At 50.8% G+C, this 21,674-nt stretch carries 21 protein-coding genes and 1 tRNA gene; 19 read left to right on the forward strand and 3 right to left on the reverse strand.

Annotated elements, in window-relative coordinates; translation table 11 throughout:
• The first annotated feature begins 78 nt into the window (after positions 1-78).
• From Q0Y46_RS05210 to Q0Y46_RS05255, 10 genes are all read left to right on the forward strand, one after another.
• The gene (locus Q0Y46_RS05210) at positions 79-807 is read left to right on the forward strand and encodes an RsmG family class I SAM-dependent methyltransferase (RefSeq protein ID WP_297945624.1); all 729 of its coding nucleotides are present in this window, start codon (positions 79-81) and stop codon (positions 805-807) included.
• Positions 804-1,589 carry a ParA family protein gene (locus tag Q0Y46_RS05215; RefSeq protein ID WP_290956368.1) on the forward strand — a complete coding sequence of 262 codons (786 nt, stop codon included), beginning with the start codon at positions 804-806 and terminating at the stop codon, positions 1,587-1,589. Before Q0Y46_RS05210 ends, Q0Y46_RS05215 begins: the two co-directional genes overlap by 4 nt.
• Before the next feature lie 63 nt (positions 1,590-1,652).
• Positions 1,653-2,651: a ParB/RepB/Spo0J family partition protein gene (locus Q0Y46_RS05220; protein ID WP_297945627.1), complete on the forward strand. Its 999-nt coding sequence runs from the start codon at positions 1,653-1,655 to the stop codon at positions 2,649-2,651.
• Between the two features lie 3 nt (positions 2,652-2,654).
• On the forward strand, positions 2,655-3,470 hold the full coding sequence (locus Q0Y46_RS05225; protein ID WP_297945629.1) for a M23 family metallopeptidase: 816 nt from the start codon (positions 2,655-2,657) through the stop codon (positions 3,468-3,470).
• An 8-nt stretch (positions 3,471-3,478) separates the two neighbouring features.
• Positions 3,479-3,877 carry a polymer-forming cytoskeletal protein gene (locus Q0Y46_RS05230; protein ID WP_297945630.1) on the forward strand — a complete coding sequence of 133 codons (399 nt, stop codon included), beginning with the start codon at positions 3,479-3,481 and terminating at the stop codon, positions 3,875-3,877.
• Positions 3,878-4,199: 322 nt separating this feature from the next.
• The gene (locus tag Q0Y46_RS05235) at positions 4,200-4,946 is read left to right on the forward strand and encodes a metallophosphoesterase (RefSeq protein WP_295682474.1); all 747 of its coding nucleotides are present in this window, start codon (positions 4,200-4,202) and stop codon (positions 4,944-4,946) included.
• Between the two features lie 44 nt (positions 4,947-4,990).
• Positions 4,991-5,063 (forward strand) — tRNA-Met (locus Q0Y46_RS05240).
• Positions 5,064-5,086: 23 nt separating this feature from the next.
• A complete protein-coding gene (locus tag Q0Y46_RS05245; RefSeq protein WP_295682476.1) occupies positions 5,087-5,515 on the forward strand; it encodes a hypothetical protein in 429 nt (142 codons plus the stop codon).
• 143 nt (positions 5,516-5,658) lie between these two features.
• Positions 5,659-6,873 (forward strand): exonuclease SbcCD subunit D, encoded by a 1,215-nt coding sequence (locus tag Q0Y46_RS05250; protein ID WP_297945632.1) that lies wholly within the window; start codon positions 5,659-5,661, stop codon positions 6,871-6,873.
• Positions 6,870-9,677, forward strand: coding sequence for an SMC family ATPase (locus Q0Y46_RS05255; protein WP_297945633.1), 2,808 nt, complete (start codon positions 6,870-6,872; stop codon positions 9,675-9,677). The genes Q0Y46_RS05250 and Q0Y46_RS05255 overlap by 4 nt, the downstream gene beginning before the upstream one ends.
• Positions 9,678-9,719: 42 nt before the next feature.
• Here the strand turns inward: Q0Y46_RS05255 and Q0Y46_RS05260 are convergent, their stop codons facing one another.
• Genes Q0Y46_RS05260 through Q0Y46_RS05270 form a run of 3 tightly spaced genes read right to left on the reverse strand, consistent with a single transcriptional unit; the run spans position 9,720 to position 12,845 of the window.
• Positions 9,720-11,117, reverse strand: a complete 1,398-nt coding sequence (locus Q0Y46_RS05260; protein ID WP_297945635.1) for a hypothetical protein — start codon at positions 11,115-11,117, stop codon at positions 9,720-9,722.
• A gap of 34 nt (positions 11,118-11,151) precedes the next feature.
• Positions 11,152-12,387 carry a glycosyltransferase gene (locus tag Q0Y46_RS05265; RefSeq protein ID WP_297945637.1) on the reverse strand — a complete coding sequence of 412 codons (1,236 nt, stop codon included), beginning with the start codon at positions 12,385-12,387 and terminating at the stop codon, positions 11,152-11,154.
• Positions 12,384-12,845, reverse strand: a complete 462-nt coding sequence (locus Q0Y46_RS05270; RefSeq protein WP_295682491.1) for a hypothetical protein — start codon at positions 12,843-12,845, stop codon at positions 12,384-12,386. The genes Q0Y46_RS05265 and Q0Y46_RS05270 overlap by 4 nt, the downstream gene beginning before the upstream one ends.
• A gap of 28 nt (positions 12,846-12,873) precedes the next feature.
• Here Q0Y46_RS05270 and Q0Y46_RS05275 point away from each other — a divergent pair, with 28 nt between their 5' ends.
• The 9 genes from Q0Y46_RS05275 (at position 12,874) to Q0Y46_RS05315 (ending at position 21,614) form a co-directional block, all read left to right on the forward strand.
• The gene (locus tag Q0Y46_RS05275) at positions 12,874-14,754 is read left to right on the forward strand and encodes a DUF4954 family protein (protein ID WP_297945639.1); all 1,881 of its coding nucleotides are present in this window, start codon (positions 12,874-12,876) and stop codon (positions 14,752-14,754) included.
• 7 nt (positions 14,755-14,761) lie between these two features.
• Positions 14,762-15,319 (forward strand): M48 family metalloprotease, encoded by a 558-nt coding sequence (locus tag Q0Y46_RS05280; RefSeq protein WP_297945641.1) that lies wholly within the window; start codon positions 14,762-14,764, stop codon positions 15,317-15,319.
• A gap of 62 nt (positions 15,320-15,381) precedes the next feature.
• The gene (locus Q0Y46_RS05285) at positions 15,382-16,035 is read left to right on the forward strand and encodes an SIMPL domain-containing protein (protein WP_297945642.1); all 654 of its coding nucleotides are present in this window, start codon (positions 15,382-15,384) and stop codon (positions 16,033-16,035) included.
• A gap of 213 nt (positions 16,036-16,248) precedes the next feature.
• Positions 16,249-17,352, forward strand: a complete 1,104-nt coding sequence (locus Q0Y46_RS05290; protein WP_297945644.1) for a radical SAM protein — start codon at positions 16,249-16,251, stop codon at positions 17,350-17,352.
• Positions 17,336-18,115, forward strand: coding sequence for a zinc ribbon domain-containing protein (locus tag Q0Y46_RS05295; protein ID WP_297945645.1), 780 nt, complete (start codon positions 17,336-17,338; stop codon positions 18,113-18,115). Before Q0Y46_RS05290 ends, Q0Y46_RS05295 begins: the two co-directional genes overlap by 17 nt.
• Positions 18,116-18,267: 152 nt before the next feature.
• Positions 18,268-18,474 (forward strand): helix-turn-helix transcriptional regulator, encoded by a 207-nt coding sequence (locus Q0Y46_RS05300; RefSeq protein WP_290956351.1) that lies wholly within the window; start codon positions 18,268-18,270, stop codon positions 18,472-18,474.
• On the forward strand, positions 18,467-18,802 hold the full coding sequence (locus tag Q0Y46_RS05305) for a HipA N-terminal domain-containing protein (protein ID WP_297945647.1): 336 nt from the start codon (positions 18,467-18,469) through the stop codon (positions 18,800-18,802). Before Q0Y46_RS05300 ends, Q0Y46_RS05305 begins: the two co-directional genes overlap by 8 nt.
• Positions 18,802-19,803 carry a type II toxin-antitoxin system HipA family toxin gene (locus tag Q0Y46_RS05310; protein ID WP_297945649.1) on the forward strand — a complete coding sequence of 334 codons (1,002 nt, stop codon included), beginning with the start codon at positions 18,802-18,804 and terminating at the stop codon, positions 19,801-19,803. The genes Q0Y46_RS05305 and Q0Y46_RS05310 overlap by 1 nt, the downstream gene beginning before the upstream one ends.
• Positions 19,804-19,877: 74 nt before the next feature.
• Positions 19,878-21,614 (forward strand): AAA family ATPase, encoded by a 1,737-nt coding sequence (locus Q0Y46_RS05315; RefSeq protein ID WP_297945651.1) that lies wholly within the window; start codon positions 19,878-19,880, stop codon positions 21,612-21,614.
• Positions 21,615-21,674: the final 60 nt, after the last annotated feature.

Here is a 21,674-nt window from a genome sequence, read left to right on the forward strand (position 1 = left end):
CCACAAGACGTTTCACGTGGAACATACTTAATGAGACCATCGGAAGATACCAGGCAACAGGAAATATTCTGTCAATTTTTGTCAGAGAAAGGTGTGCAGCTGTCCAAGGAGACGACTGAGCGACTCTACCTGTATGCCGATTTGGTAGTAGAGACCAAGCAGTTCGGCAACCTGATTTCGCCAAAGGATTCCGAAAAAATCCTCAGCCGCCACATCGCCGACTCGCTGCTTCCCTATATATATATAGACGAAAGACGAAAGACGAAAGACGAAAGAGGCGAGTGCAATGAAACCGTCCACGAGTTCATTGCCAAGCCGAACAGTCTTGGCGCAAGGCGCAAAGACGAAGGAACTAAGGAATCTCTTTCGTCTATCGTCTACCAGCGAAGCGATCTTTCGTCTAAAACCTGGGCTGATATGGGTGCGGGTGCGGGTTGTCCGGTTTTCCCGCTCGCCATCGTGATGCCTGAAATCCAGTTTTATGCGGTCGAGCCCCGCAACATGCGCGTGCAGTTCATGAACTACGCCAAGGAAAAGCTCCAACTCCAGAACCTGACTGTCGTGGGCAAGCGCTTCGAGACTTCCGGCCTTTCGGACTTGGACTTTATCAGCTGCCGCGCCCTCTCGACTTTCGAAAACGACTGGGAACGTGCCCAACCCGGACTCAAGAAGGGCGGGATGTTCCTCACTCTAAAAAGTTTCAACAATATCGTTCACTTGGAAAACGACCCGGCGGTACACATATATAAATATGCTCTGCCCCAGGAAGAACAAGTTTACGCCTTAGTCACTCGAGGTAACGAATGAGTAAAGTAATAGCAATCTGTAACCAGAAGGGCGGCGTGGGCAAGACCACGACGGCCGTGAACCTGGCCGCAAGTTTTGCCGCTCTCGAAAAGAAGACACTCCTTATCGACATGGACCCGCAGGGCAACGCTTCCCAGGGTCTCGGTTTCAACGAGGCGCAGGACGAAGATATCCACGAAGTCCTCAACTTGGCCGGTAACCCCGACAACCTCAGCTACGAAACCATCAAGCCGGCAATTCTCGACACGCCTCTAGATTTCCTGAAGCTCATCCCGTCTGGCCCGGACTTGGCCGTGATGGAAATCGAGCTCGTGAACGCCATGAGCCGCGAACGCCGTCTCGAAAGAGTTATCAACATCCTCAAGCAGGCATTCGAGTTCATCATCATCGACGCACCCCCGAGCCTGAACCTTCTCACGCTCAACGTGCTGACCGCCGCCACGAGCGTGCTCATCCCGGTGCAGTGCGAATACTACGCCCTGCAGGGTATGACCGAACTTTTCAAGACAATCCGCGAAGTGCAGAAAAACCTGAACAGCGATCTCAAAATCGAAGGTACGCTGCTCACCATGTACGACGCCCGCCTGAGTCTCTGCAAGCAGGTCGCCGAAGAAGTCCGCGAGAACCTTTCCGATACGGTGTTCCAGTCGGTCATCCCGCGCAACGTCAAGTTGAGCGAAGCTCCGTCTCACGGGAAGCCGGTCATCTTGTACGACGTGCAGAGCAGCGGCTCGCAGGCCTACATGAAACTCGCCGAAGAAATCCTGAACAAGGAAAAATAAAATATACCATCGGTATTACATACGCAGGAACCAGAAATTATATATTAATCAAGGATTTCAAAAATGGGAAAAAAGTCTCTTGCTCTCGGCCGCGGCCTCTCCGACATTCTCAAGGACCACTCCTTGAATAGTGGCATCGTGATTGGCGAATCCGAAAACCAGCCGGCCCAGGACAACGATAACAGCAGAATCGTAGAAATCGACGTCAACCTCATCGACCCGAACCCGTTCCAGCCGCGCAAGGTTTTTAGCGACGACGAACTGGTGGAACTTGCCGAAACTATCGAGCAGCACGGGTTGATCCAGCCGATTATCGTGCGCAAGGTGGGCGACCGTTACCAGATTATCAGCGGTGAACGCCGTACCCGTGCAACAAAGCTCGCCGGCCTCCCGGTCATCAAGGCGCAAGTTTACGAAAATCTCGACGACAAGACGATGGCCGAATGGGCCCTCATCGAGAACATCCAGCGCGTGGACCTGAACCCGGTCGAAGTTTCAAGGTCTTATCAACAGTTGATCGATAATCATGGCTATACCCACGAAGATTTGGCCAAGATTGTTGGCAAGTCCCGCTCCGCCATTACCAACTCGCTCCGCCTGCTCAAGCTCCCCGAACAAGTGCTCACTTGGATAGTAGAAGGCAAGTTAAACAGCGGTGCCGCCCGTGCCCTCTGCAGCGACAAGGTCGAAGATCCCGAAAGCCTCGCCAAGAGGATTATCGACGAAGGCCTGAACGTCCGCCAGATCGAAGCTGTCATCCGTGGGGAAGATATCAACCAGCCGAGAGAAGAACGGTTCGACAAGCTCACCGACCTTGGCAAGGACCCTGAGCCTGCCGAAGGGGCCGACGCTTCAACAACCTCGGCGAGCCCGGCTGTAAAGAAGCCGAAGCAGGAACTCAGCGCCGACCTCAAGAATTTCGAATCCAAGCTCGAAGGCTATTTCGGCACCAAGGTTGAACTCAACCCGAGTGCTTCTGACCAGTCCAAGGGCACCATCGTCATCAGTTACTATTCCATGGACGACTTGACACGCATCCAGGAACTTTTGGAGAACCGGTAAAAAGTGAAATTCCTTAAGCTAAAGTTCAAGTCGTACACCATCCAGGTCATCCCGGACGATTCGCGGCAAATCAAGCAATACCACGTCTCAGCGACGATGCTTATGGTTATCCGCGTCGTGCTCGCCGTGTTCATTGTACTTTCTATCGTGTTCATAGCGCATATCGGCAAGATGACTGCAAAGATTGCCCGTTACGAAACCTTGAAAAAGACAGATGCCCAGCTCGTCAAGGTGAACGCCAACTACGAAGAAGTGCTTACCCACCTGGATTCCCTCTGGTTATTCGAAGAAAGAATACAGAACATTCTCGGCACGTTCCTCGAGAACGATTCCAACAAGGTCAACAGCCTTATTGACAAGAGCAAATTCGTGCATACGCCTCCCGAAAAGATTGAAGTCGACTTTGAAGGCCTCCACGGCTGGAAAAGCTACGAAGAAAGGCAGAGAATCGAAAGGCTCCCGAACATATTGCCGGTCGTGGGCATGATCAGCAAAACGTTCAACGAAGAAACCGGACATAACGGCACAGACTTTGCGGCAAAGGTCGGAAACCCCGTTTTTGCCACTGGAACGGGTACAGTTGAGTTCGCCGCCGAAAAAGATGAGCTCGGGAATACTATAATTGTTAATCACGGGAACGGTTATGTAACGAGCTATTCCCACTTGAAGGATATGAGGACACGAAAAGGGCGCCAAGTCAAGAAGGGTGATATCATCGGTACCATCGGCACCACTGGCAACGCATCTGGACCGCATCTTCATTACACGATCACGAAGGACGGAGTTCCCCAAAATCCCGAATCCTTCTTCAACTACTAGGAGAAACTATGCCAAATAAAGAACAGGAAATCACACAGATCGGCAACAGCATCACCATCAAGGGCGACATCCTCGGCAAGAGCGACGTCCGCGTGGCTGGTAACGTCCAGGGTAGCGTGAATATCGAGGGCGACCTCGTCGTGGAACGCACGGGCCGTATTGAAGGCGAAATCAAGGTCACCTCTTCCGTCATTGCTGGCACTGTTAGAGGCAACATCGATTGCACGGGCAAGCTTGTCCTCGAGAACTCTTCCAAGTTCGTGGGCAACATCAAGACGAAGCAGCTCATCATCCAGGAAGGCGCTATCTTCCAGGGTAACTGCAACATGGGCTCTTCCGAAGTTCCGCCCGTCAAGGAAGTTCCGGCTGCTGCCAACGGAAAGGAAAAAGGTCAACAGCCTTTCTAATATCACCTATCTATTTATATAAATAGAAATGATATTGGAAATGTTGATTGTGGATAGAAAAATCGAGTTTTCTCAATATTCACTTGAATATCATAGAGATATGAAACTAAAGTGTGATGGCGGTTACATTGAAAACTCGAATTCTATTCACGAACTTCAACATGAATAGATGTTGAAAGCTGATCTTTGACAGCTATCAACAGAAAAGGCACAAAAGGACGTTGAAAACAGAAGGTAAATAGCGCAGAATATTTACAAAAGGGATACATAAGAAAAATAATATAAGGCCCACTGCGCTGTATTATCTATATTCTTTACGCGTATGATTTCGAAAGTGATCAGAATCGGTCAGGTATCCGATATCCATATCGGAGAAGACGAAGGATTTGTGCAGGGCATCGATGTCCGCGCAAATTTTGAGTCCGCCCTGAAGTCGAAGTCCATGAAGGACATCGACTTGCTGGTGCTGTCCGGCGATCTGGCTAACGAGGACGGAGAAGAAGGCGCCTACAAATATGTGGCCGACCTGCTCAAGGATTACCGCGTTCCCGTATGCGTGATTCCAGGGAACCACGATCGCCTCGATGTCATGCAGAAGTATTTCGATCTAGAGGGCAAGGTCAGGGACGGAAAGTGCTACTACCGTTACGACATTTGCGGCCGCACTCTGCTCTTTTTGGATAGCGGGTGTGGTACAGTTTCCAAGGACCAGCTGGACTGGTTGAAGGTCGAAGCGGCAAAGGTAAACGATGAAATCCTCTTGTTCATGCACCATCCGCCGTGCCTCTGCAACCACAGGTTCATGGACCTGAAGTACTCGCTCAAGAACATAGACGAAGTCCAAGAAACTTTGTCTTCAATAAAGAACATCAAGCATATTTTCACGGGTCATTACCATTTCAACTTCCACCTGCAGTTGCCTTCGCAGCAAGAAGTGCATGTCGCGCCCTCGACACAGATGCAAATTGACCCGCAGGCACCCATTTTTAACTTGATGAGTTCCGCGCCGGGCTGGCAGGTTATCGAATGGGGAGAAAATTTTGTAGAAACTGGAGTTTATTTCAATTAACCCCTTGAAATATTTATCCATTTAACTAAATTTGGGGAAAATTTGGCGGCTTAGCTCAGTTGGTAGAGCGTCGGAATCATAATCCGCAGGTCTGTGGTTCGAGCCCACAAGCCGCTATTACTTAAGAAGAAGAGGTGCGTATGTCAAAACGAATTCTCATGATATCGGTCTTGATACTCACCTCTTTTTTTGTATCCTGTTCTAAGGATAAAGCCGAAAAACAGGCACAGCAGCAGGCTGTCGTAACCGTTCCCAAGGTCGAAGCGATAGTCAAGGTTGAACCTTTCAATGTGCCGGAATCGCCTGTCATTAGCGAAGAAAAAGCTAAGTTGTACGTAAAGGCAAGTGCCGCTCTCCTTGAGTTGGGCGTAAGCTGGACAGACCGTATCGAAAAGGCTCAGGACAACGAGAAGGTCCAGATTCTCAATGCTTACAACGTTGCTCGTGATCAGCTCTGTGCTCGCGTCGGGCTCGCTGGCATTGCCGAATACAACTGGATTACCGAAGTCGCCTTGAAGGCCGACGACAACAAGCTGACGTTTGAATCGGCCGGAATGAAAATCCAGTAATCCTGGGTACGTTTTTAAGGAAGGGCTCCGCGCTTTAAGGCACGGGGCCTATGTTTTATCTTCTTTGGCGCCGTAGGTTTCTTTTGACATTTTTTGTCGGCCGGACGAAACTATATTTTAACCGTGAAAGACGAGGTTATTGAATGAAGTTCCTGCATCTGGCTGATTTGCATATAGGCAAGCGCGTGTGCGAGCATAATATGCTCGACGAGCAGGTGCATATTTTGGGCGAGGTGTTGGATATTGCCCGCAAAGAAAGCCCGGATGCCGTGCTTATTGCGGGTGATGTTTACGACAAGTCGGTGCCGAGCGCCGAGGCTGTGGCCGTGCTCGACGATTTTTTGGTGAAGCTTGCTGCGACGGGCACCAAGGTGTTCGTGCTGAGCGGGAACCACGATTCCGCGGAACGCATCGCGTTTGGCGGGCGCCTGATGCAAGGTATGGGCGTGTACATGTCACCCGTGTACAACGGCGAATTTGCGCCGGTGACACTCAAAGATGAAATGGGCGAGGTGGATTTGTGGATGCTCCCGTTCGTGCGCCCCGCCGATGTTCGCGCTCATCTCGAAAGCGACGAGGAATGCGCCGCAGTAACGGACTATACTTCTGCTATGCGCATGGCGATTGCGCAAATGAAATTTACGGAAGGCCGCAGGAATGTGCTCGTGGCGCACCAGTTTGTGACGGGTGCGGAACGCAGCGAATCTGAGGAAAATGTGGGCGGCCTCGACAACGTGGACGCTTCGGTGTTCGAAAAGTTTGACTACGTGGCGCTCGGGCATATACACAAGTCACAGAACGTGGCGAAAGATGGTGATGGCACTGTGCGCGTCCGTTACAGCGGCACGCCGCTCAAGTACTCGCTTTCAGAAGCGACACATGCAAAATCCGTGACTGTTGTGGAACTGGGCGGAAATGCGGGCAACGCTACCGGTGACTTGTTTGCGGGAATGCGCGCGGCCTTGCAGGTGCGCGAGGTTCCGCTGAAACCGTTGCATGATGTGCGCGAAATTCGCGGGACGTTTGCAGAAGTTGTCTCGCCGGAATGCCGTACAGCGCAAGTGGCGGCAGGCAATAAGCTTGACGATTTTGTGTACGTAAAGCTCACCGACGAAAATGACGTGCCCGACGCAGCCCAGAAACTGCGCGGGATTTACCCGAACTTGATGATGCTCGATTACGACAACGAGCGCACGCGCAACCAGCAGATTGCGGTGGGCGTGGAAGCCGTCGAGAAAAAATCGCCGATGCAATTGTTCGGGGAATTTTTCAGCGAGATGACGCGCCGCGAAATGAATTCCGAAGAGTGTGAGTTTGTACAAAGTATTGTTGACGGAATCTGGGAGGGTGAAAGATGAGACCGACCAGGCTGATTATTTCTGCATTCGGGCCGTACGCGGAGCGCACCATCATTGATTTGGATAAGCTCGGCAAGAGCGGACTCTACCTGATTTCGGGCGATACGGGCGCCGGCAAGACGACGATTTTCGATGCGATTACGTATGCGCTGTTCGGGCGCGCGAGTGGCGACAACCGCGACGATGCGAAGTTGTTCCGCTGCACGAATGCGACTCCCGAGACAAAGACCGAAGTGGATTTGACGTTTGAATACGTGGGCAAGGAATACCGCGTGGTGCGCAATCCTGAATACATGCGCCCCAAGGCGCGCGGCGAAGGACTCACGAAGGAAGCGGCCTCGGTCACGTTCTACTATCCCGAAGCGAGCGGCAAGCAGGGCCCCACAAGCCGCCCGGTAAGCAAGGAAAAAGACGTTGCGGCGGCAGTGCAGGCAGTTATCGGCATCGACCGCGATCAGTTTACGCAAATCGCGATGATTGCGCAGGGCGATTTCATGAAGCTCCTGCTTTCGACAACGGATGAGCGCAAAAAGATTTTCCGCAAGATTTTCAAGACGGACAAATTTGGCGCATTGCAAGAAGAACTCAAGAGGCGCGCCTCGGAAATAGAAAGGCAATGTGGCGATAGCGAAAGTGCGGCATGCACGATGGTGGCGCAGTTGCAGTGCGGTGAGGAATCGGCGCAAGCGCAGAATCTGGAACAGGCGAAGAACTTGGCCGCAGCAAGGCAGGTCGCCGACTGGCAGGGCGTTTGCAGCACTGCGGAATCTGTAATTGCAGAAGATGAAGAATCGCAAGTAAAAATGAAGGCGGAACTTTCCGGATTTGAAGGCCGCCTTGCCGCGATGGACAAGGAATTGGGACAGGCGCAGAATATCGAAAAGACTCGCGGCGCTCTCAAGAAGGCTACGGAAGATTTTGAAAAAATTTTGCCGACCTTGGCTCCATTGAAAGAGGCGAAAGTTGCGGCCGAAGCCAAGCAGCCGGAACGCGACAGTTTGCAAGAACGCATCACGACGCTCAGGAATTCTTTACCGGAATACGACCAACTGGAATTGCGCCGGGCCGATATTGCGAAGAAGGAAAAAGATGCCAAGAACATTGCTGCGGATTTGGAAAAAAATCGCAAGGCCGTAGAAGCGCTCAAGACGACGATTGCGACGCTCGAAGAGGAATTGGCGTCGCTCAGCGATGCGGGTTCCAAGAAGCAGGAACTGATTGCGCAGCTGGATAAGCTTAAGACAAGGCAAGATGATTTGCTGAAGGTAGGCAAGAGCGTCAAGGAATTGACCGCAATACGCGATGCGTTTGAAAAGGCGAAACAGGCCTACATTACAGCCGACGCGGATTACCAAAAGAAGAATGCGGAATACGAGGCGATGAATCGGGCCTTCTTGAACGAACAGGCGGGAATCATTGCCGAGACCTTGGTAGAAAACGAACCTTGCCCGGTTTGTGGTTCTACGGATCATCCGCACAAGGCTTGTAAATCGGTGGAGGCGCCGAGTCAGGCCGAATTGGAGCAGTTCAAGGAATTGGCTTCCAAGGCGGAATCGGTACGCAGCACCAAGAGTGCAGAGGCTGCGCAAGCGAAGGGTGCCTACGACGAAAAGCAGGCTAGCGTCGATACGCTGGTGCATGAACTTTTTGGCGAGTGCAGTTTGGAAAATGCCCGCGAGCGCGGCAATACGGAATATGCAGAAAACCGCGACAAGATGGCATCGCTGACTTTAGCTGTATCCAAGGAAGAAGAACGCGAAAAACGCAAGATATTCCTTGAGAAGAACATTCCGGAAAAGCGCCGCGAATTGGATGGTTTGCAGGCCACTGCGACAGAGTTCGAAAAACAGATTTCTGGCCTCAAGGCCGATGTGGAATCGGGCAAGATTGCAGTGGAAGAACTTACGAAGAAGCTCTCGTTTGCAAGCAAGGCCGATACTGAAAAGCAGATTGCTGAAACGCAACGGCAGCTCGATAGCTCCAAGCGCGAACTTGAAGACGCGACAAACGCATTTACCGAATGCGAAAAGCAGGTAAACGAGTTGAATGCAAGCAAGGGCACGCTGGCATCGCAGCTGGAGGGCGCTCCGGAATACGACTTGGCTGCATTGCAGGCAAAGCGCGACGAGGCCGCCGCTGTCCGCGATGTGCTTGTACAGCGGCTGAACAGCGTTACGGCACGGCAATCGCAGAACAGCAATGCGCTTTCGCAAATCCGCAAGACGGTGGATTCCCTGGGAGAACTCCTCCGCAAGCGCGGCTGGATGCGCAACCTTTCGGATACGGCGAACGGCATGCTTTCGGGCACGAGCAAGGTGATGCTCGAGACTTACGTGCAGGCTTCGTACTTTGACCGCATCGTGAGCCGTGCGAATACGCGCTTCCGTATTCTTTCGAACGGGCAGTACGAACTGGTGCGCCGTATGGACGCTTCCAATAACAGGAGCCAGAGCGGGCTCGACTTGAACGTACTCGACCATGCGAGCGGTAGGCAGCGTGAGGTAAAGACGCTCAGCGGTGGCGAAAGTTTCTTGGCGTCGTTGTCGCTGGCGCTCGGGCTTGCCGACGAGGTGCAGAGTTCGGCGGGCGGCATCCAGCTCGACACGATGTTCGTGGACGAGGGTTTCGGCTCGCTCGACGACGAGAGTTTACGGCTTGCTATCAACACGTTGCAGACACTTGCGGGCGACAACCGCTTGGTGGGCATCATCAGCCACGTGAACGAACTCGAGCGCAAGATTGAAAAAATCGTCCGTGTGAAAAAGGACGACAACAAAATCAGTCGCGTGACGATTGAGGTATAAAAAATGGCCCCTTCAAGGGGCCGTTCTTATAAGATACCGTTTTTACGGAATGTCGTTGGGCATGATGCCAAATTCGCGGATACTGGGCAGCATGATTATTTCTGCATCTCCAGATTCCAAAGCTTCTTGCGTCACTTCTTCATTGAATTCTTCGTGCCCTTTGTCGTTTGCATCTTCGAAGGTGGCATCCTTGTTACTGAGGAATGTCGTTTCGATCAGGTCGACGGTACTTGAACCCTTTTTGACAGTCCATCCAACGAACATGTGGTTCGGGATGGTAATTATGGCGACTTCGAAACCAATGGCTTCGAGGACCGATGCGAACAAGAAGGAAAATTCGTTACACACAGCCTGCTTTGATCTCAGGATTTCTATAGGGTAGTTGATTTTCTGCCCGTTGCTCCCGATACCGTCGTTTTCGACGTACTTGATATTGCGCTTCTGCAGAACTTCAAATACCGCTTTGGCTACACGTGCGGCACTTTCTGTGTCTGTAGAGTCGTCGCTGTATTTCTGGTAAGCTTTGAGGCTTTCACTGGGGAGCTTTTTGCTGACTTCGGCCAAGATGGTGGAGATGGAATCCATGTTCGGCGTAATCCAGACACCGACCCACCAGTTCCTGTTTACGACGCCGGCGAGCTCTGCGCCATTGACCTGTACAGGGTGGATTGTCGTGGGTTTGGATGTCGAGTAGAAGAGAATCTCTCGGTCGTTTTCAAGGGCATAGGCGCGGATTTGGTATTGTTCCTGCTTCGGTGCCGAGAGGTCGAGCAGATAGTCCATATCGAATTTCAGCGATGACCCGATGATTATGGATGTATCGGGATTTACGAATTCCGTTGTCGTGCTCGTATCCGTGACACCTTCTATCCATACTTTGAGGGCAATCTTTTTCCAGCGGCAAGGAACTTTGCTCTTGCTCTCGCAAGTGTTGCGGACGGTTATGGAAACAGGCATCGGAGCCTTTTGTTTGTTTTTGTCCTTGAAGTCCTTGTACATGAGCGGATACTGGTTTGCAAAAGCTCCGTAGATGTCGTCTTTGCTCGACCATACAGAAGCGTCCAGCGTCCGGATGACATTCTGCGTGTAGATGTCGTTGTAGATGCTGTCGTAAAGTTGCTTGTAGAGCGTGTCGTAGTCGGCCTCTTTGAGGCTATCGAGTAACGCTTCGCGAATGGAGTCCATCCACTTCTCGGAGTAAGTGTTATCGAAGAGAATCTTGTAAACGGTATCCACGTAGGGTTCCGCATAGAGGCTGTCCCAGAGAGTTCCCGTGACATCTTCGCGGATTGCTGTGGCAAGAGAATCGACATCGACCTCTTCGGCGTCTTTGCCTGCGATACCGTCTTTACCATCTTCGCCGGAACAAGCGGTAAAGGCAATCGTGAATGCCGTGAACGCTGTAATTGCAAAAAATGAAAGTCTAGAATGAGTGTTCATAGGTTTCCCTTCTTGTTTTCGCTTCTGGGTATGTTCAGCGTGTTTTGCGTTTGTTGACAAGTCTTGTGTAGGTTTCCACCTGCCGCTGGATGATGCCGTCCCATGTGAAGCAATCGGCGATGCGCTTGCGGGCGCCTGCGAGCAGGTTCTCGAGGAGCGAGCGGTCGCTGGCGATGCGCTTGAAGGCGTTTGCCAAGGCTTCGGGGTCTTTTTCGGGGACAAGGATTCCCGACTCGCCGTCTACGACGACATCCGGGATACCGCCCACGTTACTCGCGACAATCGGGAGGCCAAGTTCCATCGCTTCGATGAGCACGACGCCCAGACCTTCGGTGTCGCCCTTGTGGTCGACGATGGCGGGTAGCACGAATACGTTTGCAGTGCGGTATTCGTTGGCGAGGTCTTCGGGCGAGAGCTTGCCGGTGAAGATGACGTGCGGGTACTTTGCGGCTTGCTGTTTGAGTTTCTCGGTGAGGTCGCCCACGCCGACGATGCGGATTTCGAACTTGTCGGCAGGCAGGAATTTCGCGGAGTCGATGAGGTAGCAGATGCCCTTGCGTTCAATGTGCCGCCCAACGAACAGGATCTTGAACTTCCCATTCACCGCATGCGGAACAAGCCCCAAGCCATCTCTCTCGTCTCTCGTCTCTCGTCTCTCGTCTAAATCGGTCTCTCGTCTCTCGTCTAATGTAGTTCCGTACGGGCTCCATTCTACGTCTACGTTCCGGATGGCCTTGATCTTGCCGGCGGTGAAGCTCGAGTTCGCGAATACAGCCTGCGCTTGCCCGATGGCGAACTTGAGGAGCGGTTTGACCCATTTCTTTTTGCGGATGAGCAAAAGTTCGGCCCCGTGGAAATTCAGCACCAGCGGGATGCGGAGGAGCTTTGCTGCGCCGAGCGCGATGTAGGCATGCGGGAACGGCCAGTGTGCGTGGATGATGTCGGGCTTCCACTGGCGGCATATCTTGAGGCACTTGAAGAAGCCGTTGATAATATAGGGGATAGCGAGGAGCTGTAGCCAGGGCTTGCTCGCCATTTTGGAGGGGGCGCCTTCTTCGTGCGTGAGGATTTCCCAGTTGGCGGGCGCGTAACGGAAACGATTCACGCGCGTGCCGTCGATTTCGTGGCTCTTGAGCCCTTTGTAAGAAGGGGCGAGTACCTGGATCTCGACGCCCGCTTTTTTGAGGTGCGCGATAGACGTCCGGAGCCAGGGGACCTCGGCGTCTTCGTGGAATCGGGGATAGACGGAGCCGATGACAAGAACTTTCATGCCAGTGCCGTTGATGCCTTTTGTTGCATGTCCTGGATGCAGGCGGGATAGACGATAGGAGTCACGAGGGTAGAGAGGATGCTTGATACGTGCGGGAAGTCGTTGATGTTCGCAGTCTGCTCGATACGGCCCTTGACGCGCGTCCAGCCTTCTATCTTCGAGTCAAGAAGCAGCATGCCCAATCCGGCCTCGTTCTCGATGAACCCGATGATGTCGCAGCCTCTGTTGTTTTTGGCCAACGCTTCCAGGAAGATTTCCCAGAATTTGCTGTTGTCCTCGTCGTTGCCGAGCTTCTGGGCAATCTGTTCAAAGTTAAACTCAAGGTACACGAACGAGGTCTTGTCCTCGTCGCTGCGTATAATTTCCTCTTGGCAGCGCCGTTCAAATAATTCCTTCGTGTATATGGAAATATTGAACCGGTGTTTTCCAATCAAATTGAAGAGCTGTTCCTTCATCATCGATTGGAATTTAGTCTATTTTTTGGTCATGCAGAGATTGATCAAGTTAAAAAAAGTGCTTAAGAACAGCGTTTTGGCATCGGCAGTGGAGGGATTCAAGTCCCTGAAGGTGTCTACGGGTAAGTACCGTCCGCTTTCGCCCGCCGAAATAGAGGTTCTCGAGAAAAACGGCAACAGCTGCGACGACTGGTCGAAGATCATGGTGGAGCCGGCTTTTGTTCCGGAACGCATCTACCGCTCCGTGTTCATGGGCGATGTTTATTTGCCCGCCTTTTTCGGCACGCTCCTTTTGCCCGGCGACGTCTCGTTCCAGACCGGCATATACGACAGCCTCGTGCATAACTGCATTATCGAGAATGCGCTCGTGTATAGGGTCGCCATGCTCAGCAACGCGATTGTACGGCGCGGCGCCGTGGTCCAGAACGTTGGGTCGTTCGTGGGCACCGGCAAGATCAATTACATGATGGGTACTGGCATCACCGTGGGTAACGAGATGGGCGGCCGCATGGTGTATGTCATTCCGGAGATTACCACAGACTTGGTGGATGTGCAACTTTTCCACAAGGCCGATGCTGCGACGGAGGCTGCATTCAAGGAACAGCTCATGGCACACCGGGACGAATGCGACATGCCTTATTCTATTGTAGGCAAGGGCGCAGTCGTGAGCAATACGAACATCGTGCGCAACAGCTGGATAGGCGAACATGCCCGTGTCGAGGGTGCTGCAAAAATCAGGAACTCCATCATCATGAGTTCGCTGGAACATTCCACGCACGTTTACGATTCCGTGATCCTTGAAAATTCCAACTTGCAGATGGGCGTGAGTGTGCATACAGGAGCCGAGGTACAGAGGTCGGTGCTCATGGAACGCTGCAAGGTGGGGAGCAAGGCCATTGTGAAGTCTTCTATCGTGGCGCCGTGCTGCCATATCGAAGAGGCCGAGGTGAACTGCTCCTATGTGGGGCCCATGACGCAGATGCACCACCATTCGCTTTTGATTGCGGCGCTGTGGCCGGAAGGCTGCGGAAACCTAGGCTACGGTGCGAACGTCGGTAGTAACCACACTGGCCGCATGCCCGACCAAGAAATTATGCCTGGGCAGGGAATGTTCTTTGGGCTTGGCGTGAACATCAAGTTCCCCGCCAACTACCGCGAGTCGCCGTTTACGTTGGTCGCAAGCGGCGTGACGACATTGCCGCAGCGGCTCAAGTTCCCCTTCTCGCTCATCCGTTCCGGTGACCCGCAGTTGATGGGCGTGCCCGCGCGCTTGAACGAAATTATCCCCGGCTGGAACTACGCGAAGAACGCGTACGCCATGGATAGGAACGCCTACAAGTATGCCCAACGGGGCAAGGGCGCTGTCGCGCCGTCGTTCTACAACATGTTCAGCGCCGAGACCGCCCGCTGCGTTTTCGATGCATACAACCGTTTGCAGGGGGTCGCCGTGCGTGACCTCTACACCCGCCGGGAAATCGACGGACTCGGTGAAAACTTCATGCGCGAGAGCGTGCGCCAGGATGCACTGCGCGCCTATGCGGAATACCTGGAACGCTATGCGCTCGACATGCTGATATCCCTCGTCGAAAACGATAGCTCGCTTGCTACACAGGCACCGCGTGAACTCCGCCGCCTGGTTGCAGGCGACGTGAACAAAGACATTGTGCGCATCGTGCCGCTGCCCGAAACATTCGAAGAAGTAGTCAAGCGCTTCCGCATGCTCGAAAAGGAATGGTTCGACCGCGTCGGTCACGGGCTCGACCGCGACAGCGCACGTGGCCGCGAGATATTCGACGACTACGATTCCGCACACCCGGTCGATGCCGCCTTCGTGGAATGGGAAAAGACTCGCTTCGAAGAATCCATCCGCCGCCTGAACGCCGTGGCCAAACTCGCGAAGCCGGAAGGGTAGCTCTCCGGTGGAACAGGTATTGCTCTACATATTGCTCGGTCTCGAAGTCGTGCTGCGCGTAGTGCTTGAGGTGCGCGAACGCAGGCTGACTCAAGTGCGTGGCGGCGTGTTCGCAGTGCTCCGCCTTGTGCCGCTTTTAAACGACATCGTGCCCCTGCCCGAATCACGCAAGGCGCCTGCCGCCTCGGCCTTTGTCGAGAAGCACGAAGAAGGCCACAAGAGCCTGCACCACGGCATCCTGCGCAGCGTCACCAAGATTATCTTCTTGATTGTCGCCGTGTGGTTTTTGGCCGCGATGCTCTCGCGGTTCGGCCTCACCATTTACGAATCCGTGCTGTGGCTGCACTTGGCCGCCATACCCCTCCGGATGATATTCCATCTGTACTGCTGGAACCAGGAATACGAAGCCGACGCTTATGCGATGAAGCAGCTCGGCAAAGCCAAGGCTAAAGAAGCCATGCGCGACCTTGTCGCAAGCGAAATCCCGTACACGAAGCTCTTTGCCGTCGTGTACCGCGAGCACCCGACCGCAACGCTGCGCCAACGCCGCCTGTTTGCGAAGTAAAAATTGACATTTTATGACATCTGTTTGAATGTATTTTTATACAGTATCAAATGGAGGTCATTATGAATCAGGAACAGAAAACCATTCGCGTCATGGGCACGGGATTCGTCAAAACCGCCCCCGACACCACGAGACTCACGTTCGAGGTGGATTCCCTGCATGACTCTTACGAAAAGGCGTACGCCGATGCCGCAGTCGGGAACAAAAACCTGCGAGAAGCGCTCAAAATGTTGGATATTCCAAAAGATTCGCTCAAAACCACTAACTTTTCTATAACTAAAGAAACAGAGTGGAGACGTAAAGAAGAAAGGCGCGTTTTTGTCGGCTTCAAATTGCGCCAAGAACTCGCTATTGAATTGCCGCTGGACAGCGTGATCACTTCTAAAGTCATGTCCGCACTCGGCAAAGCGTGGCCTGAGCTAGAAGTGGACATCTCCTTCATCAAAAAAGATACCCACGATGTCAAGCTGCAAATTTTGGAATCCGCCGTCAAGGATGCCCGCGAAAAAGCCGAAGTCATCGCAGCGACATTGGGGCATAAGCTCGGCGGTATCATCAGCGCAGATTACTCTAAGCGGAGTATCGACATCAATTACCACGAAGAACGGCTGGCGTTACGTGACGGCGGGTTTTGCGACAAAGATGCCTCTATTGATTACACTCCCGACGATATCGAGGCCGGCGATACGATCGAAACCGTGTGGTATTTGGAGTAAATCTAACACGCGATTTCAACGGATCAACAAGTTATAAACCAAAATTTCGCGATTCTACGTTAAATTCGCTAATTATAACATTTTGCCGCGATTATAATATTTTGAAATGTTATGATTGAGGAGAAATGTTAAAAAGAAGGGGGTATCAATACGAAATTGTTTTCAAAACTTCAAAAAGTCATAATTTGACATTTCTTGATTATATATTTATGGATGATGAAAGACTTATATATCACAAAACAGAAAAATATGACCGCACTGGCAGAATATCAGCGAAAGTTGTGGAAAAATCCACAGCTCTCTTATCTATTCCTTGAAGTGACGGATTGTTGCAATTTAAAATGCAAGCATTGCGGAAGCGGTTGTCTGTCAACAAACCGGAACTATTTGCCTTTTGAAACCGCTCAAAAAGTCCTGGACGAAGTCGCTAAGGAATTCGACGCATCGCAGATATTTATTTGCATTACAGGCGGCGAACCACTTTTGAACAAAGAACTATTCAAAATCATCGCCTATTCCAAGCATTTAAATTTTTCTTGTGGTATAACAACAAATGGAACATTATTGTCGGAAACCGTTGGAGAACAGTTCAAAAATGCCGGACTTGACACAATTTCTATCAGCTTGGACGGTCTGGAAAAAACACACAACGACTTTCGATGTTCCCCAAATGCATTCCAACAAGCGCTGACAGGCATTCGAAATGCGAAAAAAGCAGGATTATATCCTGAAGTTGTAACAGTAGTCCACAAAAACAATTTAAAAGAACTCGACATCCTATACGAATTCCTTTGCGATGAGAAAATCGAATCATGGAAAATTGCGAACATCGACCCCATCGGCAGAGCAAAAGACAACTCTTCGATGCTTCTCAACGCTCACGAATACAAAATGCTGCTTGATTTCGTTAAACGAATACGGTTCAAACCAAGAAACAGCATGGAAATAAATTTAGGTTGTTCACACTATCTTGGAATGCAATACGAGTATATGGTTCGCGACTTTTATTTTCAATGCGGAGCGGGGACGAAAATCGCAAGCGTCATGGCAAATGGCGATATCGGAGCATGCCTAGACATTGAAAGGAATGATTTAACAATACAGGGAAACATTTATAAAGAATCTTTCGTAGATGTTTGGAAAAAAAAGTTTGAAATTTTCCGTCAAGATAAAGCGGAGTTAAATTCGCAATGCAAACAATGTAGCGAACGGGAATTTTGCATGGGAGATTCAACTCATACCTGGGACTTCCAAAACAACGAACCCAATTACTGCGTTTTCAAAATGCTGGAGGATTATTATGGTCAAGATAAATAGAAAGCCAAAAGAATATCGTGGACGTTGTGGAAACTGCCAAGCACCCCTGTTGAAGGGGGCCCGATATTGCGATCAATGTGGCACCAAAAAGGGCAATGGAGAATTTAAACCTTTTGAGAATACAATACGAATCCTTTACGGTCCACCCATTAAAATCATCCAGCATTGTGAAGCATGCAATCATAAATGGTTAAAAGCAGGGATTGGCGTAAAAAAATCTTCATATTGTCCCAAATGCAATTCACCCTCTATAGAAATGCTAGAATTTTCGCGTTGGCATTATGGAGAAACCCTAGGGCACTATCTAGAAGACAACGAGCCACTGCAATTATTCACCAAAGACGAAGTGAATAAAATTCTGAGTTTGCGCGAAGAATACAAGAATTTTCAAAACCGTAACGAAGATTACAATGCAATACACAGGTTCATGAATCAAAATGGTTTCGAGGAACACGCGAAAGAATTGAAAGATACAATTTTGTCAAATCGTGAAGCGGAAAGAATAAATTTATCAAAAAAGATTTTAATGGTTGTCGGAAACGAAAACGCCTTAATAGCAGATTGCGTTTGCCCCAAATGCGAAGGCATAATAGCTAGTCAAATAAAAATTGAGAAAAAAACGAAATTTCCCAAAGCGAATACACTGAAAGACAGCGAAATTTATTCACTTTCAGAGGATTATGTCAATCAAGATGCCAGTAAAGACGATTTAATGTGCTTACAATGCGGTCATGTTTTCAAAAATCCCACAAAGAAAAAATAAAGATCAGAGGGGATCACAAAAAGTGCCTAAATCTGCAACATCTTGCAGATTTCTATTGACAAGTCGAGCGATATTATATATTTTAATGTGAAAACAGCAATATATTGCCGATTTCAATAACAAAGATCGCAGAATTCTATTGGGGCTACAGTATGGAAAATCTCGGAAAACAGATTTCGGAAAGACGAAAAAAGCTAGGATTATCCCAAGAGGATCTGGCCGAGATTTCCGGTGTTTCGCCCAGAACAATCAACTCCGTCGAACTCGGGAAAGCGAACCCGTCCATCAACGTTTTGAGCAAGATGATTAAGCCTTTAGGTTTTGTGGTTACCTTAAGCGAAAGGGTTACGCATGAATAACGACAAAGTCCGCAGCGCATGCGTTTATTATAACGACATTCTTGCTGGGTATCTTTTGCAAAACAGCAGGGGCTACGCATTTTTTTACGACTCTGATTATGTGGCTTCCCGAAATCCGTCCATCGCATTGGATATGCCGAAAAAGAAGCGTTTGTTCCGCTTGCCTTATTTGTTTCCGTATTTTCAAGGGTTACTCCCAGAGGGCGCGAACAAGACTTTTTATTGTGAGCGTCTCGGCATTAAGCGCACAGACAAATTTGCAATGCTCTTGAATCTCGCCAATCACGAAACAATCGGCGCTGTCACCGTACGCGAAAGGAGCCACTGATGGGTCTCTGCCATTGCTGCTTAAAAGAAACGGAACAAGATTTCTGTCGAGCCTGTTCGAAGGCTTTGTTTGACGTTTCTAGATTTAGCGCGACTTTGGATTTTGACGTTCCGCAACTCGCATTCGCAAAGGATGGAACAGTCAAGAGAATTTCTATTTCCGGGGCACAGACAAAGTTTTCAGTCCGAATAGAAAACAAGAAATTGGTCAACACAGATCGCGGTGGAACACACATTCTAAAACCGACCTTGTTGCCGTACTACGAGAACTATCAAGACGCTCCTGCCAACGAACATGTGACTATGCTCATGGCACGTTTAATTTTCAAGATTCCTACGGCGTTATCTGCTCTTCTTTACTTCAAAAATGGCGACTCCGTCTACATCACCAAACGCTTTGACGTCATTGAAACTGGCGTGCATGCAGGAGAGCGTTTGAGTCAAAGTGACTTTGCGCAAATTGCAGGACTTGTTCCCGAAATAAACGGCAGCGACTACAAATACAAAGGTATTTCATACGAAGGAATTGCCGCACTGATTCGCGAGAACGTGAGTGCCGCCGACATCGCCGTCGAAGTATTTTTCAGAACAGTTCTTTTCAATTATATCGCGTGTAACGGCGATGCACATGCAAAGAATTTTTCTCTCCGCAATTCCGTCGAAAATCCCGATGTCTATGATTTGACTCCCGCATACGATTTGCTGAATACTTCGCTTCACATTCCCTATGAGCAATCGCGTACAGCACTCGACTTATTCAAGGATGAAGACGATTTCAAGACTCCTTTTTACGAGGCAAACGGTTTTTACGGCACTCCTGATTTTATGGAATTTGCCAAGAGAATTGGAGTCGTCGAGAAAAGAGCGGATCGTTTTATAAAGCAGGCTATCGATGCCGTGCCCGCAATGGAAAAAATGCTGGACAAGTCATTCTTGAGCGAACAAGGCAAAGAGAAGTACAAAGAATCTATCCGAGATAGAGCCAAAGCACTTGGGCTATAGAGGATTTTTAAGCGTATGCCCCTCCCTCTTGACTTTTTTAACTTAATAAGTTAAATTAAGTTAAAAGGGGCGTTATGAGCATCGGCGGGATAACATACAAGACCATCAACGGCAAGCGCTACGCGTATTACCAGTGGTGCGAAAACGGCAAGCAGCGGAGCCGGCGCGTCAAGGATGACGAGCTGGAATTGCTTGCGGCGCAGATTGAATCGGCCAAAAGCCAGGTGGCGCTTTCGCGATCCTTGTCGCTGTCCGATGTTCGGGCGACTTATTCGGCGCAGCCTCTTGCGGCTTTCAAGACCGACGTGAAGACGGGCGCTCTGCTTGAGAACTTCGCTGCTCCTGTGAAGGGATTCAAGAAGCGGGAATGTTTTTCGACTTTGCATGACTATGTTTATGGCGAAAATAACGACCGGGTGCTTGTGCTGTACGGCCTGCGTCGTACGGGTAAGACGACGCTCGTGCGACAGCTGATTGGCGAGATGGACGCGGCGTTCCGCGCCAGGACGGCGTTTGTCCAGGTGAATGCGCGGCATACGCTTGCTGATGTCAATCACGACCTCAAGTTGCTGGAATCGCAGGGGTTCAAGTGCGTGTTCGTGGACGAGGTGACGCAACTTGGCGATTTTATCGAGGGGGCGGCGCTTTTTTCGGACGTGTTCGCGGTAGGCGGCATGAAGGTGATTCTGTCGGGCACGGATTCTTTGGGGTTCGTTTTTTCCGAAGACGAGCAACTTTACGACCGCTGCATTCTGTTGCACACCACCTTTATCCCGTACCGCGAATTCGAACGTGTGCTGGGTATCGCGGGGATTGACGAGTTCATTCGCTACGGCGGCACCATGAGCATGGGCGGTGCTCACTACAACAAGGACAAGTTTACCTTCGCCACGAAGAAGGGGGCCGACGACTATGTGGATTCTGCCATCGCCCGCAATATCCAGCATTCCCTCAAGTGCTACCAATACGGTGGCCATTTCCGGTCGCTCCAGCAACTTTACGAGCGTGGCGAGCTGACGAACGCCATTAACCGGATTGTCGAAGACATAAACCATCGTTTTACTCTTGAGGTCTTGACGCGCGATTTTGCATCGAACGATTTGAAAATCTCGGCATCGAATTTGCGTCGTGACAGGGTGAACCCGACGGATGTTTTAGACAAGGTGAATGCGGCGGCAATTGCGCAGAAGATGAAGCGCCTGCTCGAAATCAGGGATCGTGACGAATGTTCGGTAAAGATCGAGGACGCGCACCGCGTGGAGATTCGCGAATACCTGCAGATGCTCGACATGGTTTGCGCTGTCGACGTGGTGAACATGGCTTCGCTCAACAATTCCGGCAGCCGTACAGTCTTGGCGCAGCCCGGCCTACGTTATGCGCAATCCGAAGCGCTGATTCGTAGCCTGTTGATGGACGAGGCGTTCAAGAAGATTTCCATCGGCGAGCGTAACCGTGTTGTGGCGCGCATTTTGGACGAAATCCGTGGCCGCATGATGGAAGAAATCGTGCTGCTTGAAACCAAGATGGCCCGGCCAGATAAACAGGTTTTCACGCTCCAGTTCCCCGTGGGCGAATTCGACATGGTGGTGTTCGATTCCGAAAACGCTTGTTGCGAAATCTACGAAATTAAGCACAGCGACAAGGTGATTCCTGCGCAGTGCCGTCACCTGCTCGACAAAAAGAAGTGCCGCGACACGGAATTCCGCTACGGCACGATTACGGGCAAGTATGTCATCTATCGTGGAGAGTCTTGCCGCATGGGTGAGGTGGAGTACCTGAACGTGGAAGAATTCCTGAAGGGGCTAAAATAATCGGGTTTTCGGGGAATTTTGCGAAAACTCCCTCTTATATTCCTTTGGGCAGAAATAGCA

Origin of the sequence: uncultured Fibrobacter sp. (assembly GCF_947305105.1) — a bacterium.
Lineage (GTDB): Bacteria > Fibrobacterota > Fibrobacteria > Fibrobacterales > Fibrobacteraceae > Fibrobacter.